The 17,991-nt window shown below is 39.9% G+C and carries 11 protein-coding genes; 2 read left to right on the forward strand and 9 right to left on the reverse strand.

The genetic code is table 11. The features are described 5' to 3' along the window. Nucleotides 1-27 precede the first annotated feature (27 nt). Nucleotides 28-1,377, reverse strand: coding sequence for a lanthionine synthetase LanC family protein (locus JXQ92_RS16765; RefSeq protein WP_421987796.1), 1,350 nt, complete (start codon nt 1,375-1,377; stop codon nt 28-30). Nucleotides 1,378-1,502: 125 nt separating this feature from the next. On the opposite strand from JXQ92_RS16765, the gene JXQ92_RS16770 reads away from it, so the two are divergent. Further along, nucleotides 1,503-2,909: a cation:proton antiporter gene (locus JXQ92_RS16770; RefSeq protein WP_421987797.1), complete on the forward strand. Its 1,407-nt coding sequence runs from the start codon at nt 1,503-1,505 to the stop codon at nt 2,907-2,909. On the opposite strand, the gene priA is transcribed toward JXQ92_RS16770, so the two are convergent. The 3 genes from priA to JXQ92_RS16785 form a co-directional block, all read right to left on the reverse strand. Next, on the reverse strand, nt 2,906-5,422 hold the full coding sequence (priA, locus tag JXQ92_RS16775) for a replication restart helicase PriA (protein WP_421987798.1): 2,517 nt from the start codon (nt 5,420-5,422) through the stop codon (nt 2,906-2,908). The two genes, JXQ92_RS16770 and priA, sit on opposite strands and share 4 nt — an antisense overlap. A gap of 70 nt (nt 5,423-5,492) precedes the next feature. Then, entirely contained in the window at nt 5,493-7,526 is a 2,034-nt protein-coding gene (locus JXQ92_RS16780) for a thioredoxin domain-containing protein (protein ID WP_421987799.1), read from the reverse strand. Continuing rightward, nucleotides 7,519-8,499, reverse strand: a complete 981-nt coding sequence (locus tag JXQ92_RS16785) for a GSCFA domain-containing protein (protein ID WP_421987800.1) — start codon at nt 8,497-8,499, stop codon at nt 7,519-7,521. The genes JXQ92_RS16780 and JXQ92_RS16785 overlap by 8 nt, the downstream gene beginning before the upstream one ends. A 243-nt stretch (nt 8,500-8,742) precedes the next feature. Between JXQ92_RS16785 and JXQ92_RS16790 the strand changes: the two genes are divergently transcribed. Further along, on the forward strand, nt 8,743-9,051 hold the full coding sequence (locus JXQ92_RS16790) for an isoamylase early set domain-containing protein (RefSeq protein ID WP_421987801.1): 309 nt from the start codon (nt 8,743-8,745) through the stop codon (nt 9,049-9,051). A 158-nt stretch (nt 9,052-9,209) separates the two neighbouring features. On the opposite strand, the gene JXQ92_RS16795 is transcribed toward JXQ92_RS16790, so the two are convergent. The 5 genes from JXQ92_RS16795 to JXQ92_RS16815 form a co-directional block, all read right to left on the reverse strand. Then, complete coding sequence (locus tag JXQ92_RS16795) at nt 9,210-9,593, reverse strand: hypothetical protein (protein ID WP_421986826.1); 384 nt, start codon at nt 9,591-9,593, stop codon at nt 9,210-9,212. 210 nt (nt 9,594-9,803) lie between these two features. Further along, nucleotides 9,804-12,230, reverse strand: a complete 2,427-nt coding sequence (locus JXQ92_RS16800; protein ID WP_421987802.1) for a DUF3536 domain-containing protein — start codon at nt 12,228-12,230, stop codon at nt 9,804-9,806. Nucleotides 12,231-12,241: 11 nt separating this feature from the next. After that, nucleotides 12,242-14,185, reverse strand: a complete 1,944-nt coding sequence (gene glgB / locus JXQ92_RS16805; protein ID WP_421987803.1) for a 1,4-alpha-glucan branching protein GlgB — start codon at nt 14,183-14,185, stop codon at nt 12,242-12,244. Between the two features lie 2 nt (nt 14,186-14,187). Further along, on the reverse strand, nt 14,188-15,810 hold the full coding sequence (locus JXQ92_RS16810) for a hypothetical protein (RefSeq protein ID WP_421987804.1): 1,623 nt from the start codon (nt 15,808-15,810) through the stop codon (nt 14,188-14,190). Between the two features lie 13 nt (nt 15,811-15,823). Beyond that, complete coding sequence (locus JXQ92_RS16815; protein ID WP_421987805.1) at nt 15,824-17,767, reverse strand: alpha-1,4-glucan--maltose-1-phosphate maltosyltransferase; 1,944 nt, start codon at nt 17,765-17,767, stop codon at nt 15,824-15,826. Nucleotides 17,768-17,991: the final 224 nt, after the last annotated feature.

The raw sequence follows: 17,991 nt of genomic DNA on the forward strand, positions 1-17,991 counted from the left end.
ACGCAAGAAATAACCGCTTAAATGTAATCAGTTCGTATTGGAGTTAATTCGTTTGGCTTCTGGTTTATCAGGTAACTGAATTAATGCTGGTTTTCCTTCTTCGAATGCGTTTAGTTGTAATAGCCAAAGTCCAATTCCGGCAGTTCCCTGCATAAGGCCAGTTTGTGCTGCAATTTCATCAGGACTTCGCCTGTTTTCCGCATGAATCCACTTCAAAACACCTTCATTTTCGTTTGCACGCCAAAGAATGTCCTTTGTCATTTTCTTAGCAAAGAATAGGTAATCGTCGTTTCCCGTAATTTCATAAAGCCAAAGGAAATGCTCAGCGACCCCGCTATTTCCACAGCATTTGCCTACGTTGTTCCAAAAACCTGGCGTTTGTTGTTTATCAATGTTTAAGGCCATTATTCCTTCTGCGCCGCTATCCATGAGCGCAATCCATCGGTTTTCTCCGGTTATTTCATAAAGTGTGTAGTATAAGCGACTGGTGCCTGATGGGCCATGACACCAACTGAGATAATATAGGTCTTCTCCACCTGGATAATGATGAGCGACTAAGCCTTCTTCATTTGTAGCCTTAGCTAACCAATTTCCTGCTGCTATAGCGGCTTTGTAGTAGTCTTCGGACTGTGTTCTCTGATACATTTTCGCCAGATAATAGGCGACTCCTGCCGTGCCATGTGAGAAATTGTCCATATGGTAGTCGTCTTCCGGACTCATTTTCCAACGCATCCCATCATCTGAAACTGTAGTTTGTGCTAGCAGTTGATTTGCAATTAAAATGGAAAGGCTGTCTGCTTTAGGTAACTTGAATTGATCTGACATTTCATTCAGGTATAAACCGATACCTGCCGCTCCATAAACTATATCGGTTGTCATTCCCCATTGAATTCCGCGAGGTGTTTTGGTCGCTGATTCCGCCAAAAGATCGATTGATTTGATTACCGCATTTTTATATTTCTCTTCTTTGGTTACTGAATAAACTTCTGCCAAGGTATAACCAATACCGGCCACACCTGTATAAAGGCCAACAGTACCGTCATTCGGAGTGGTGCTATTTAGGTGTGTTAAAATGGCGTCAGCTCCTTTTTGAGCAGTTCTCAAATACTCGGTGTTGTTGGTGGTGTTATAGAGCTCTAAATAGAACAATATGACCCCGGGATTACCCGAATAAAGGGAGTGATCTGGGTAATTAGATGTGCTATCGGGCATTACTTTCCACGATATTTTGCTTGATGTTTCTTCGACTATTCCGTTTTGCAAGTATTTTTCCGCTTTCAGTACGGTTGACATAAGCTCTGAAGTTGTGTCTTCTTGTTCAAGTTGACAGCCCAAAAGGAGGGCTAATAGAAAGATTAGGCTATATCTGGATTTCATCTTTACTGTGTTTTAAAGAATAAAAGTTAGTAAAGGCTATCAGAAACTGGAAGTATTCTACTGATGTAATAAGAAGGGTTTTGATGGGCGGCTTTCTTTGGTTCAGATACTTATTTTAAATAAGTATGAGTTTTAATAAAGACTTTTCTCTATACTTGACTATGAACGCTTACAACTTGATAATAGCATTATCTTGTGTGATCATCTTTTCGCACATTTTCAACTTTGTTTCTAAGCGAACCAAGGTGCCTAGTGTTATTCTATTGATCTTACTTGGGGTTGGAATTAAGTTGGTGATGGACTTTTATGAATACAGTCAAGATGCTTTGATTTTTAGCACTTTGGAGGTGTTAGGAATTGTTGGTCTAATCATGATTGTATTGGAAGCTGCTATTGATTTGGAGCTTTCTAAGGAGAAATGGCCCATCATATGGAAGTCGTTCGTGGTGGCTTTGTTATCATTAATGGTCTGCGCCTTTTCCATTTCATTTATAATTAATCAAGTATTTCATGAAGACCCGATCATATCTCTGGTTTATGCTATACCGCTATCCATTATGAGTAGCGCCATTGTTATACCAAGTGTAAATGGCTTGTTCGAGGACAAGAAGGAGTTTATGATATACGAAAGTACTTTCTCGGATATTCTGGGGATTATGTTTTTCTATTTCCTTATTGAAAATGTGGGTACTGAGAATACAGGAACGGTTGTCTATAGTATCATTGGAAATATAGTTATCACAATTGTTATTTCAATTGCCATAAGCTATGCCTTAGTGTTGCTTTTTCAGCGTTTAGTAGGGGATGTAAAGCTCTTTATGCTGATCGCGGTATTAATCCTGCTCTATGCCATTGGTAAGCAATTACACCTTTCATCGCTGGTCATTATTCTTGTATTCGGACTATTGCTGAATAATACCAACCTCTTTTTCTTTGGAAAAATTAAGTCTTGGATCGATTCGAAAATGATCAGCGGCATACTCAAAGATCTTCATTTAGTCACAAGGGAATCAGCCTTTGTAGTGAGAACTTTTTTCTTTGTGGTATTTGGTACAACCATCGATTTCCGGGCGCTCTTAAATCTAGAAATAGTAGGAGTGAGTTTAATAATCGTTGCTGTTTTCTACATTTCAAGGTTCTTGTTGTTAAAAGCATTTTTCTTGAAGAAGTCCATTCTTCCAGAGCTCTTTATTACGCCTAGAGGGTTGATAACGGTTCTATTGTTCTTTTCGATACCTGCCCATTTAGAATCTGACACATTTAACTCCGATATCATATTAATAACCATCTTAACCACGAGTATCATTATGACTTGGGGACTTATTCGATTTAGCGAAACTGAGCCTGAACTAGAACCAGAGGAAGTGATTGCTGAAGCTTTGGAAAAGAATAACCAGTCGGCTGAGGAAGTTTCCTACTTTGTTTCCAGAATGAGCGACGAAGCGGAAAAACAGTCGGAAAAGGAGACTAAAACCAAGCCTGAAGAGGAAATCGAAGGGCAAGGGGACTCTGAAAATGAGCCTAAAGACTAGTAGGGGTCAACGTTAATTATAACCTCTGCAGGACCGAACTCTTTCTTTTTCAGTAGCTCGAGCTGCGCTTTTCTGATAACATCTTTGACAGCCTCAATCTTGTACTTCTTTTCAACCTTCAAGTAAACATCCATCAAGTATTTGTCTCTAATCTTATTAATTAAAGGCTCCTGAGGACCAAGAACTCGTTTGCTACCCAAATCTTCCACTAAAATATTGGCTAAATATCGTGCTGTTTCGTTAGTGAGTTTCTTATCTCTACTTCTTACCAATAGGTGGATCATTCTAGTAAAAGGAGGGTAGTTGTATTGCTCACGCTCAAACATTTCTCCTTGATAAAACCTCAGAAAATCGTTGTTCTGAATAAGTTTTAATATGCCTTGTTCAGGGTCTCTAGTTTGAATAATTACTTTGCCCTCTACATCTCTACGTCCAGCTCTACCACTTACCTGAGTCGTTAATTGAAAGGCTCGTTCCAGCGATCTAAAATCTGGAAAGTGAATCATGCGATCTATGTCAAAAACCCCGACTAAACTGACTCGGTCAAAATCGAGTCCTTTACTTACCATTTGCGTGCCGACTAAAATATCTATGCTTCCCTGTTCAAAGTCATGGATAATGTTCTGGTACGCATTCTTAGCCCTTGTGGTCTCCAAATCCATCCGTTGAATTCTAGCCTCGGGAAGAATCAATTTTAGTTCTTCTTCAATCTTTTCCGTACCGATACCCACCGTATGAATTCTGCTTCCGCCACAAGCTGGGCAAACAAGAGGGACGGCCTCCTTATGACCACAATAGTGGCAGTTCAACTGATTTTTGTACTGATGGTACGTCAAACTCACCGCACATCGCGGACAGTCAGGTATATAGCCACAATCTTCGCAAGTAATGTAATTTGAGAATCCACGTCTGTTTTGGAAGATGATTGCCTGTTCTTTTTTGGCTAGTACATCTTTTAATGCATCAATTAATGTAGAAGTGAATTCACCTACAGCGGTTTTTCTTTTCTTTTCAGACCTAATGTCCGCAATGGCTATTTCCGGAAGTTTAGCCTCGTGAAACCTCTTATTAAGCTCAACTAAGCCATACTTTCCTTGCAAAGCATTAGTATAAGATTCTAGCGATGGAGTAGCTGAACCAAGAAGCGTTTTACCTTGGTGAATGTGCGATAAATATATGGCAACATCTCTGGCGTGATAGCGTGGAGCAGGATCGAATTGCTTGTAAGAACTTTCATGACTTTCATCTACAATGATAAGACCGAGCCTTGAAAAAGGAAGGAAAATGGCACTTCGAACTCCCACGATAAAATCAAAGCGTCCGCTGAGAAGTCCCTGCCAAACTTCAACGCGCTCGTTATCTGAGAATTTAGAATGATAAACACCCATTCGATCTCCAAAGACTAAACTCAATCGGTTCACAATTTGTGCAGTGAGCGCAATCTCTGGAAGCAAATAAAGAATTTGATTTCCAGCCTCTAGCCCCTCTTGAATTAGGTTAATATAGACCTCTGTTTTGCCACTTCCCGTAATTCCGTGAAGGAGCACGGTAGATTTGTCGCTAAAATGATCCAAAACTTCATTCCTTGCAGTTTCTTGAATAGAAGTTAGGTTTATCTCTTTCAATGTTTGAACGGAAGATGCACCAAACCGAGAAACTATTTCTTCATATACTTCAAAAACGCCGTTTTTGATTAGTGTATTTAATGAAGAAATGGAAAACCCTTCATTTGTGAAGATGCTTTTTTCTAGGCCATTTTTATTCTTCTCTGGTTCTTGGTAAACCGGTATTTCTTGTAAATACCTGAGTAGAATATTGCTTTGCTTTGGTTTCTTTTCTAATTGTTGAAAGAGGCCTTCTAATAACTCCTCAGCTTGAGCATATGCTGAACTAAGTCTAACTCTTTTTACTTTTTTAGGCTTATATCGTTCTTTTACCTCTTCGTAAATGATGATAAGTTCTTTCTGAACTAAAGATTTTATGTATTTGTAGGCGCTTTTGAGTCCAATAGCATCAGCCGCTTCCCGATAAGTGAGCGCTTCGTTTTTGTCCAGCGTGTTAAGGAGCAGCAGTTCCCTGTCATCCAAGGGATAGTGCGTGTCGTTCCAATCTTTTTCAGGATGAAGCTGAATTTTCGATTCACTACTTAATTTTAACCCAGAAGGTAAAGCGGCATTTAGGACTTCTCCATAGGTGCACATATAATAGCCCGCCATCCATTTCATCAGTTTAGTCTGTTCTGGACTTAGGATTGGCTCGCCATCCATTACATCTAGAATGGGTTTGGCTACATAAACTTCTGGCGCTTTTTGATGGATGTTGTCAACTACTCCTGTGACTACTTTTTGTCTTCCAAATTGAACAATCACCCTAATTCCAGGCTGCATTAACTCTAAAAATTCTGTTGGCACACGATAAGTGAATAACTGTGGTATGGGAATCGGCAATGCGATATCGGCAAAGTAAACCGCTCCACTTTCAGGTGCATCGATATTTAATTGTAATTCACTCAATGAGTTAGAATCTCTTGGCAGGAATAAGTTGGAATTTAGTGATTGAAATAATTCTTTTTATGCTCTTAGGTCAACTTTTAATTTGTGCTTGCACTTCATCTACAGAATTCACCGGTAGCTGACAGGCTTTATTATAGCATAAGTAAAATGTTGTCTGGTCGTTGATCTGATCCCTGTTTTGCAAAAGCGCCAAATTAGACATCATATTAGGCTTCTTAGCGACGATAACCTTATTTGGAATAAAGTTTTGGTTTAAAGCATGCATAGCAACCTGCGGATTGCTACTTACCATGGCAATTTCGGCAGTAGGGTAGGTCAAATTGCTATACAAAGATGCCCAATAGGCCAAGTCTTGAGGCGCCATATTCACAATTCTGTCTATACGTTGAATCATCCGAAGCGAAATATCAGCATAAGACTGTTCTTCAAGAAGAATGCCTAGTTTATGCAGGTTATGTGCCATGCTAGCATTTGATGAGGGTATAACGTTGTCGAAGATTTCCTTTTTTCTGGCGATAAGCTTTTCAGATTGATCGGATGTAAAAAAGAAAAGATCTTCTTCCTTGTCGAAAAAGTTTTCTAAGGTGGTTTCAGTAAGGCTTCTAGCATATTGGAGCCAAATCTCGTCGAAAGTAACTTCGTATAATGCGATAAATGCTTCAATTGTTGCCGTATAATCTTCTAGATAAGCATCTATACTCGCTACGCCGTTTTTAAAGTTCCTTTTAAGTTTACCATCAGAATGTATGTTTTCAACAAGGAACTGCGCATTTTTCAGGGCCATTTCTAAGAATTTGTCTTCTTTAAAAACGCCGAAGGCTTGACAGAGTCCTTTTAGCATGAGGCCATTCCAACCAGTCAATATCTTATCGTCCAAGCCGGGGCGAATTCGAGATGCTCTCGCTTGAAGCAGTTTGTGATTGGCTGACACTACAATGTCTTGGAGTTCTTCGATATTGATATCGTGCTTTTCGGCAATTAATTGGTCTTCTCCCGATCTAAAAGGAATGTTTTTGTTTTGCTCCCAATTACCACCAGTGATGTTATAATAGTCAATCAAGACGGCAGCGTCTGCACCAAGAATTTCCTCTATTTCTTCTAGTGTCCAAACATAAAACTTCCCTTCTTCTCCTTCACTATCGGCATCTAAGGCTGAATAAAACCCATTTTCTGGACTGGTCATTTCGCGCTCCAACCAATCAATGGTTTGATAGACGATATCCTTATACAATGGCGTTTTGAATTTCTGATATGCCTCAGAATACAAACTAACGAGTTGGCCATTGTCGTAAAGCATTTTTTCAAAGTGAGGTACAAACCAGTCCATATCGGTAGAGTACCTGGTAAAGCCACCGCCGACTTGGTCGTACAAGCCACCCCAAGCCATATTGTTCAAGGTTCGTTCTACATGGTTAAGCGATGCTTGATTGTTGTTAATAGAACCTTCTCTAAGTAGGAAACTATAAATTACTGGCATTGGAAATTTTGGTGCGCGATTGTTTCCTCCTTTATTTAGATCAAAGTTTTCGGCAAACTTCGAAGCCATATCACGTAGCTTATCTTTTGAAAAGCCATTCTCTTGCACCGTTAGCCCATATTTTTCTACTTCACTTTTGCCTAAAGTCTGCATAAAACCTTCGGCTGACTTTTCTAATTCGGTCCGTTGGTTTTTAAATACACCTCCGATTTGGTTACATAGTTTAACCCAACCCTGCGCCGGAAAATAGGTCCCTCCGTAAAAAGGACGCTGATCTGGGAGTAGGAATACGTTTAAAGGCCATCCACCTTGAAGCCCCATAGCATGTACCGCATCCATATAGACTTGGTCAACATCGGGGCGTTCTTCACGGTCTACTTTTATGCATATAAAATGCTCATTCATGATGGCAGCGATGTCTTCATTTTCGAAGCTTTCTCTTTCCATTACATGGCACCAGTGACATGCTGAATAACCGACACTGACAATTATCGGTTTGTCTTGCGCTTTGGCTAATGCTAGTGCTTCTTCTGACCATGGATACCAATTAACTGGATTATGGGCATGCTGTAAAAGGTAAGGGGAACTTGCTTCCGAAAGCCTATTCGTAAATCGATGATCAGTCATTGATTGTAAGTTGTGATTTAACGTAAGCTATTTCTTTAGCAACAGGTAATTTGCGCTGTATTTTTTGAAGCTTTTGAAGGGTGTTTTTCAAAAATTGTTGGTGTTTCCAGCTTTCAAGGTTAAATGGTGTGTGTGCTAAGGCACGAGATAGCCCTTGCCATTCTTTTAGGAGTTCTTTTGTGCTATTTGAAAAGTACGTATTCGAGAAAGTTTCCCACAAATAGTCTACGCCTTGCTCGTTTACATGAATCATGTCTTTTTCATAGAACCGATAATCTCTGAGGTCATCCATCATCATCTCATAAGAAGGGAAGTAGTAAACATCAGGAGCCATATCTGATAAGTAATGGCATGCTAGCCTCAGTACAGATTTACTCACACTGTTTAGTGCCAAGGTTTCTTTGGTATGTCGGATTGGGCTTACTGTGAGTACTATTTGTAGCTCCGGGTTAATGGCTTCCAAATGCTCCTTCATGGCGAAAAAAGCTGAAATAATCTCTTGAACATCTATTAAGCGTTTTTCGAATTCCTTCTTGGGCATCTTATGACAGTTGGCCACTAGCAGTTTTCGTTTGGCAATTTCATGAATCCACGCTGTACCGAAAGTGAGGAACAACACTTTTGCTTGTTTTAAGTCTTTTTCAACTTCTCTAAACTTAGCTTCTATACTAGAAACGAGTTTGGCTTTTGACTTGTGGTTGATGGACGAATGAAATTTGTAATTGTAATAGACGCCATCTCTCTTTAAATAGGCATCAGAAAGCCCCTCAAGAGGCCTAATTGACCCTTCGATAAGTTCAAATAAGGAAAGTGGATTAAAAACTGTCCCAAATGGGTTGGCAGAGACATTGAATTTGTTGTCTGCGAGCTTGAGGCCAATTTCATTAGCAAAACAAGAACCCAAGGTGATGATTTTGTCTTGATGGGTAAGTGAAATAGGATGCTTTATATCTTCAATTACTGTCCGAAACATACCTAAAGATAGAGCAACTTTTTGGCTTGCGATATTAGTTTTTAGTCTATCAGTATTGGAATGCTTCGGTTTATGGAAACGATTACGTTTGTTTAAGTAGAAAACAAACGGTTGTTATTTAGAATGAGCTGAAATAGAGGTGGTTAACTTGATTTGCTAGTGCAAACGTTTCACTTTTTTTTCGAGATATTTTTTGTTGTGGCGAGGATATCTTGAAACCTTTGAAGTGTAAATTTTATAGCAATGAGCATTAAGAAACAATTTTTAAAGACTAAGCCTCAAGCGAATGTAACATTCCAACTTGGAGCGGAGACTGCTCCTGAAGCAAGTCAGGTAACTTTAGTAGGAGATTTCAATAACTGGAATGAAAGTGCTACTGAAATGAAGAAATTAAAATCTGGAGCATTTAAGGCAACAGTGAAGCTTGAAACTGGAAAAGAATATCAATTCAGATATTTAATCGACGGTAAAGTTTGGGAAAATGATTGGGAAGCTGATAAGTACGTTCCTAATAACTTCTCTTTCGAAGATAACTCTGTAGTAGCACTTTAAGGCTATAAAGATCCATAGGTAGTTCTCATTGAGAGCTTAAAGCGGTTGTCGATTGATGGCCGCTTTTCCTTTTTATAAGGCATAAAAAAAGCCGATCTAGCGACCGGCTTTTAAACCAAGATTTAACCCTAATAACTATTGACTAGATAGTTGTTTTCTTATTTAGAAAGTCTGTAGTATTTTTTGTTAGCAAATTCACTTAAGTAATCTGCTTTGTTAACTAGCTTTCTTAATTCGTTATCATCAGAAGGGTTACCTGTTGCGATAAGGTTGTTTTCGTTATCGAAGATGTTTACCTCTTCAACTTCTTCTTCCATTTCTAAGTAAATTTCTTCTTCAAGAGCAAGCTCCTCTTCAGCGTAGAACTGCTCTACTTCAGCAATAAGCTCAGCTTCAAGGATTGACATTTTAGTATTACTTAAGTCGTTAGACTTTAAGTTACCAGCTTGGAATAAAGTAACAGCTGCAAGTAATACAGCGATTAGTGCACTTACGTTTTTGACTTTTGGGCTTCTGTTGTTTTTGACTATTGGGCTATTCATGATTTTATTTTTTAATTATTAACTGACCTGCCAATTAATTTGCAATGCCTGTGCCACAAATCGTAAGTAACTGTAAATCAATAAGATAAAATTGACTGTACATTTTTGAACGAAAAAAGGTGTACGATATTCGTACACCTCTTGATTGGTATTGGTACACATTTGAACGAATGTGTAGCTAAGTCTTCAGTTTAAAAATGAGTAAGCACATTAAACGCTCACTGCATTGTTCTTGATAAAGCTTAAGTCAATGTTGATTTCCTGAGCGACTTGTTCTAATAATTCAACTACAACTTGATTGGCATCTGTAGGACTGCCATTCCTAGTTATTAACGACTTGCTCAATTCAAAGACATTGTTTTGTAGGTTGACTAATAAAGGGCTTAAGTCTACTCGCTTATATAGCTTGATTGTACTTAGCATTTCCTCCAATAGACCGTAATTGGTCAAATCCTTTAAGAATTGATCGAACATATCATCTAACCGATCATTTAGCTTGGCGCTAATTAATTCGGCATTGAGATTTACATCCCACTTAATAGTTTCTTCAACGAGTTCTTCCATTCGTGCAATGGCGAAATGTCCATTGGTAAACAAATCTTTGAACTCGATATTGATCACATCGTCGATGTTTTGCTTTAAGGTTGGCGGTATTTGTAGTTTTTGCCCTTTCATTACATTCAGAATACCATAATTCCTGTCATAGATTTTACGGTAAGAATCATAAGCCAAATCTTCGCTTACAGCAAGGTATTGGTTCACCAGCTTCATTTGCTCATCCTTGAACATGCCAAAGAACGAAAAGGTATGTGCTCTAAACTTTTCCTTGATAATGTCAACAACAAGGGCTGCATTACTCTTTTCAAATGCATCGGTCAACGCATTTGAGATAGGACTGAATTCTTTCGTTGTTAAACGTTTAGAAGTTCCACCTATAATATGATGCTGCCCTAGATAGAGCACCACAAAACTGAACTCCTTCTTAGAGGTGGTCACTTTTGAGTTTACTACCGTGGTTCCATAGGCTAGTTTTTGTAAACCCGCGCTTTTTCGTTCGAAGAAAAGACTCTTACAGTCATAGTTTAATACGGTAAGGCTTTGTGGGTTATCAGCAAAGAGTGATGCGACGGCATAATGCATTCCCACTTGTGTGAGAGAAAGTTGATAGGGTAGAATATGTTTCAAATAGATATCCTTACCAGTGCCTTCTTCCTTTACATTACTCTCGGCTTTATCGAGGTCTTCTATAAAATCTTTTTCAAAACGATGATCGGATTCACTTTCAGCTAATTGAATAGCACGGCAAGCGTACTGAAGAATTTGTAGCGTTTCGATTCCAGAAATATCATTGAAGAACCAGCCACAACTCGTATACATCAGCATGGCATTTCGCTGCATTTCGAGCATTCTCATGATATGAGTTCTCTCATCGTCGCTTAATTGCTTTTTGATGTGCTTCTTAAGAAACCGATTCAGGTTGGCTTTGGATCGATCGAGGACTATGCGAATGTAGTCGTTGCGCATTCCCCAAGGATCATCTGAGTATTGGGCGAGACCTTCTTCGTAGATGTTGATCATGCGATCGCGTGCATTGTCTAGGGCGGTTCTTAGTGGTTCGCGCCACTTTTGATGCCAATGTCCTTCACCTCCAGTATGACAACCACAATTGCTTCGCCATCTTTCTACCCCGTGAACGCAACTCCAAGAGCTGTTTTCATGTATCTGTACTTCGTGTTCGGGCTCGAATAGTGCTAAATACTGTCCGTAGTTGGTGATTTTAGTGAGGTTGTTCTCTTCTATATACCGGAGACAGTAGGCCAATGCCATGTCGCCATTTTTATGATGGTGACCATAACTTTCGCCATCAGTAGCAATGTGTACGAATTGCCTGTCAGATTCCTGTCGAAATCCTTCCATTAAGTCTTCAGCAAAACGCTTTCCGTCCTGAAGTATACCTTTAAAGGCTACATTCTGTGATCGCTGTCCGTCATAAAAGAAAAGCGCTATCGTTTTACCATTGGGTAAAGTGTAGTTGTAGTGCTTGTTCGAGTCAATCCCTTCAACCCAGTCTTTTGCTCCTTTTTTTCTAAAGCGTGCTGCTTGTCTTGGTGCGAGCAGAGAATACTTAATACCATGGTCGGCCATGATTTCAAGTGTTTCTGTATCTACTGCCGCTTCTCCCAGCCACATGCCTTCCGGCATTCTGCCAAAACGCTTTTTAAAGTCTTCAATACCCCAAATGATTTGGGTTTCTTTATCCTTCCGATTTGCCAAAGGCATTATCAAGTGATTGTATACCTGCGCCACGGCAGATCCATGCCCATCGAAATTGAGCATGCTTTCTTTATCAGAATCAAGTATTGCTTGATAGGTAGTTGGTGCATGCTGCTCCATCCATGAAAGCACGGTCGGCCCAAAGTTGAAGCTGATTTTAGAATAGTTATTTACAATGTCAATGATCTTTCCATCGTCATTCAATACACGTGAAAAGGCATTTGGGTAATAACTTTCTCTTGTGATTCGTTCATTCCAATCGTGATAAGGGAAGGCACTTGGTTGAATTTCTATCTTTTCTAACCAGGCATTCTCTCTCGGGGGCTGATAAAAGTGCCCATGTATACATAAGTATCTATCCATTTATGCTGACTCTACTTTTTCTTCTTTGTTGTTTTGGCTGGTTTTGCCTTTTGTTTTAACATAACAACTCCCAAGGGCGGAAGTTTGAGGTCGAGTGATTTGACTCTGCCATGTTGCGGTGTGTCTTCAGATTTTATTACTCCTTCATTTTGAACGCCACTTCCCCAAAATTCTTTGTCGTCTGAATTGAAAATTTCTTCCCAATCTCCACCATCTATTCCTATACGATAGCTTTCGCGCACAACCGGTGTGAAGTTACATACCACTACAAGGTTGTCTTCTGTGTTTTTACCTTTTCGTATATAACTCAGTGCGGAATTTTGGTTGTCGTTGAGTTCAATCCACTCAAACCCCTCAGCACTAAAACTGTTTTCATATAGCGCTTTTTCGTCTTTCAGGAGGTTGTTGAGCTTTCTTGTTAAGGCTTGCATGCCTTTATGTGGTGCATGATCTAATAAATCCCAAGGGATAGAATAATCATGCTGCCATTCGGTAGTTTGGCCTATTTCACCACCCATAAATACTAATTTGGTACCCGGGTGCGTATACATATAAGCGTATAAAAGCCGAAGGTTGGCAAATCGCTGCCATTCATCGCCAGGCATTCTGTCTAATAATGGACCTTTTCCATGTACCACCTCATCATGTGAAAGTGGTAGCATAAAGTTTTCGGTAAAGGCATAGTTTAAACTGAACGTAATATTGTTTTGATGGTATTGACGGTAATACGAGTCCTTTTTGAAATATTCAAGGGTATCGTTCATCCAACCCATCATCCATTTCATGCCAAAACCAAGTCCACCAACATAGGTAGGTCTTGAAACTGATGGCCACGACGTCGATTCTTCAGCAATAGTCTGAACACCTTCTAGCTGTCCATAAACTGTTTCGTTTAATTCTTTTAAGAAGCTAACTGCTTCGAGGTTCTCACGACCGCCATGTTCATTAGGTACCCATTCTCCTTCTTTTCTGGAGTAGTCTAAGTACAGCATAGAAGCAACGGCATCTACGCGCAAACCATCGGTGTGGAAGGTTTCGAGCCAATACATGGCACTACTGATAAGGAAGGCTCTCACCTCGTTTCTACCATAGTTGAAGATGTAAGAACTCCAATCTGGGTGATATCCTTGCCTGGGATCGGCATGTTCGAATAAGTGCGTACCATCAAAGTTAAAGAGCCCATGTGCGTCACTTGGAAAATGAGATGGTACCCAGTCTAAGATCACGCCAATTTCGGCTTTATGAAAAGCGTCAATCATGGACATAAATTCATCCGGCGTTCCAAAGCGAGAGGAAGGGGCGAAATAGCCTGTACATTGATATCCCCACGACCCGAAGAATGGATGCTCCATGACGGGCATGAATTCTATATGGGTATATCCCATGTCTTTCGTGTAAGCGACTAACTCTTTGCTTAGCTGCTTGTAAGACAATGAGTTGCCGTCTTTATCTCTTTTCCAAGAGCCTAAGTGTACTTCATAGACGGAGTAAGGTTGGTTAAGTCCATTTTTCTCTTTTCTAGACTTCATCCATTTACTGTCTTTCCACTTATAGTCTGTTTCCCAAACTATGGAAGCTGTCTTAGGTGGAACTTCCCAATACATAGCAAAGGGGTCTCCTTTTTCCAGAATTTGGCCAAAGTTATTGGAGTGTATCTTATACTTATAGACCGTACCTTTTTCGATACCTTCTATAAAGCCTTCCCAAATGCCGGAACCATCCCAACGAGGATATAATTCGTGTCCTTCGCCATTCCAGTAATTGAAATCACCAATAACTTGAACCTTTTCAGCATTGGGTGCCCAAACTGAAAATTGCGTTCCTTTTTTGCCGTCTACTTCAATTAGTTTTGAACCTAATTTTTCATGGAGTTTGAAATGCTTTCCTGATTTGAATAGCTCTCCATCAAAGTCGGTCAATAAAGAATGCGCAGTGATAAATTGATGCTGTTCCATAGTTAGTCTTCTAAAATTTGTCGTATTCCTGTAAGCGGAATAATTACCCAATCTGGTCTGGCTTTTAGTTCGTATCCGATTTCGTATACTGCCTTTTCCAGTAAGTGATATTTAAGCAGATAGCGTATTTCAGATTCATAGCCAATGTCTAAATTGTTTGACATGGCGGTTTGAACGTATTTATTTAAAAATACAGCTGAAATGGCCTGGTAGTATTTTTCTCCTGCTTCGAACAGTTGTTCTTGAGATAATTTAAAATTGTTTTTTGAGCTGAAAATTGTGGCATAGACAGCGTAGTGGAACGACCTAAGCATTCCTGCTACATCTTTCAAAGGGGTTTGCTTTACTTTTCTATCTCTAATGGTACTTTCTGGTTCGCCTTCGTAATCAATCACGTAGAAGTCATCTGATTCGGTCATTAAAATCTGACCTAGGTGTAAGTCACCATGAATTCTGATTCGACTACTGTTCAGTTCTACTTCTTGGAAGTCGAGGAACCTGTTGGTTATTTCTTCTCTTTGCTCTACAAACTCTTGCGCATATTCCTTCGCTAGACCATCGAGTTTATCGACGTTTTCGTCTACAAGGATAAACCTTGCATTGAGCTGATAGATAATTCTATTCTTGAGCCAAACGGTGTAGTCACCATTAAAAGCGATTGGGTTGAATTTGGTATCTACTTTATTGCTGAAAAGTGATACATGCATTTCGGCAATTCTCAGGGCAATTTGCTCCACTTTACTAAGCACATCATCGCTAATGAGTAGCCTGAAATCTGATTTTAATTCTTCCGGCGATTTAAAGTCAAAGCTTTTTACCGATTGGATGTCTGATATTTCAATGTCTGTGGCTTCAATTCTTTCGAAATAGCCTTTCATCATATCTAACGTATGATTCCACGCTTCACCTTTATTTTCTACTTTCTCCTGCATGATACCAAGAGATAGAGTAGCGTATTGATTTTTTATCCAGCTGACGCTTCCACCATAGGCAGGGCTGTTTTTGAATTCACTCTCGTCCGATAAGAATTTTGTGAGTTCAAGATCAGGGTTGGCGTCTTGAAAAAGCCTTCGGTACATTTTAAAGAAGAACTTGCCATTGTATTCAATTGAGGTATTACTCTGGTCGAAATTCATCACTTGAGATGACTCATAGTCTGGTCTCGACCTTAATACTTTTCCTCTTTCGAAAACAAGCTTGGTATTTCCATCGGAAATTGTCTTTTGCAATATAATTTGCTCGTAGAGGGCTTTCCTGAACATTTCGGAATACAAGGCATCGATAATCCATCCTTTTTTACCCCCGATATTCGTCTGGTGAATTCTACCTTTTTCGTCTATCTCCGTAACGTCTTCTACAAAGAAAAGCGTCATCAGATAGTATTCTGTAAACCCTGCCTGAAAGTTGATTTCAATGGTTATGAGGAAAGCTGTTTCACCATCTTCCATTAAAAAAGGCATATACTGCTCTATACGATAACTCTTGGCCTGCTGCGTTTTGGCAGCATACCAGCGCGTCGTCATCATATATTCGGGTAAAATCTTGTCGCATAACTCAGAACGATAGGCTTCATCTGTGAAGAGCTCATTCCATGGCATTGCTTTTTGATTTGCTTTCGACGACATAGGCAATGTTATCTTAATAGTGAATAGAGAAAATATGATATGGCACTTGATATGGGTCTAGTTCTACATAGTTCCAATCTTGGTTCCAGATGTAGCTATTACCAGTAACAAGGTCTGTCATTCGCATAGGGGTGTCTCCTGAAACGCCCATTTTATGACGTGGTATTTCTACCCAGCCGCCTTGTTTGTTGTAAGGGTCCAAGTTTACGACACAAAGAATATTGTTTTTGCCATCTTCGCTTTGTTTGAAGTAAGCCAATACTTGATCGTTATCTATAGAGCAGAAATCAATGTTGTTGGTAAACTGAAAAGCTGGTTGCTCTTTTCTAATTTGATTAATTCTAGTGATCAGCTGAGTGAGTTTATTGGTCTTTGTCCAATCCCATAATCTGACCTCGTACTTTTCAGAGTTTAAATATTCTTCTTTACCGATGTAGGCTGCATTGTCAACTTGCTCGTAAACCGGTCCGTACATGCCGTAGTTTGAAGACAGAGTGGCTGCCATCATGTGGCGAACTACATAAAGGTTTTCATTGCCTCCTTGCAGAATCCATGGGTTAATATCTGGCGTGTTTGGCCAGAAGTTCGGTCTGAAATAGTCTTTCATCGGGCTCTTAGTAAGCTCGGTCATGTATTCAATGAGCTCGGCTTTATTGTTTCGCCACGTGTAATAAGTATAGCCTTGTGAGAAACCGATTTTAGCCAATCGTTGCATGGTTTTCGGCTTAGTAAAAGCTTCAGCCAAGAAAAGTACATCCGGATCGACCTTTTTGACTTCAGCGATCAGGAATTCCCAGAAACCAAATGGTTTGGTATGCGGGTTATCAACTCTAAATATTTTAATGCCCAACTCATTCCAGTACAAGACAATAGAAACGAATTCGTTCCACATGTTCTCCCAATCTTCCGATTCGAAGTAAATAGGGTAGATGTCTTGGTATTTTTTAGGTGGGTTTTCTGCATACTGAACGGTTCCATCTGGTCGCCATTTGAACCAAGATGGATTCTCTTTCACATAAGGGTGATCTGGTGAACATTGAAGGGCAAAATCTAATGCGATTTCAATGCCTTCATCGGCCGCGGCTTTCACCACTTTTTTAAAGTCGGCGAGCGAACCTAATTCAGGAAGGATGTCTTTATGTCCGCCTTCCTTGTTGCCAATGGCCCATGGCACACCAACATCATCTGGAAGCGGGGTAGTTGTATTGTTTTTGCCTTTTCTGTGTGCTGTTCCTATCGGATGAATCGGAGGGAAGTAGATCACATCAAAGCCCATTTTTGAAACGTAAGGCAAAACTTCTAGGCAATCTTTGAAAGTACCGTGTTCACCATCTTTCTTAGCGGTCGACCTTGGGAAGAACTCGTACCAAGAACTAAAGAGTGCTTTCTTCCTATCCACAGATAAGGTTAGCTCTTTGTCGTAAGTAGTGGCGAATTCTTTGGTGGGGTTAGCAAGAAAGAGATCGTGAAGCTTTTTAGATTGTGCCTCGTCGATGGCAAAGTTGTAAGCCTTTTCATCTTTAAAAGCTTCGATCAGGCTAGATGCATACTCTTTGTCCGCTGGGCTTTTCTTAGCGACAGTCTCGAGGTATTGCACACCATCTAAAAGCTCTACATTAACATGCTGTTTGTCGGCGATTTTGCGCTCAATATTGTGCTGCCAAGTCAAAGGGTAGTCCACCCATGCTTCTACAGTGTAGGTGTAAGTGCCTTGTTTTTGGGCTATAAACTCACCAACGAATTCATCATTTTCAGCGAGATGCATTGGCGCATATTGCCATGTTTTAGCTTTGCCAAATTTGTATTTGATATGGGCGCTGAGCACATCATGACCATCGGCGAGAATATCGGCCGATACTTCAAATTTTTGTCCAATTGTTCTTTTAGCAGCATGTAATCCACTGTTGATTTCAGGGCTTACGTTTTCTATTACAACTCTTCTTTGTCCGGATTTCATGGTTGTATGGTATTGGAGGGGGTTTTAGCTTGTTTTTTGGGTTAAATCGGTTGAATTAAGCTTCTGATTTACTGGGAAATAAGGCAAAATTGGTGGTCTATTCAAGCCTTGCATGTTGAATTGTTATGCAAACGGTTGATTGACCATTCTCTAATGTAAGTTCAATGTGTCTATAATGTCAAGCGAGGAGGAGCGAAATAGTCTGAGGAGGAGGGTTCTTGAGA

It is taken from the genome of Roseivirga sp., from assembly GCF_049099775.1.
Lineage (GTDB): Bacteria > Bacteroidota > Bacteroidia > Cytophagales > Cyclobacteriaceae > Roseivirga.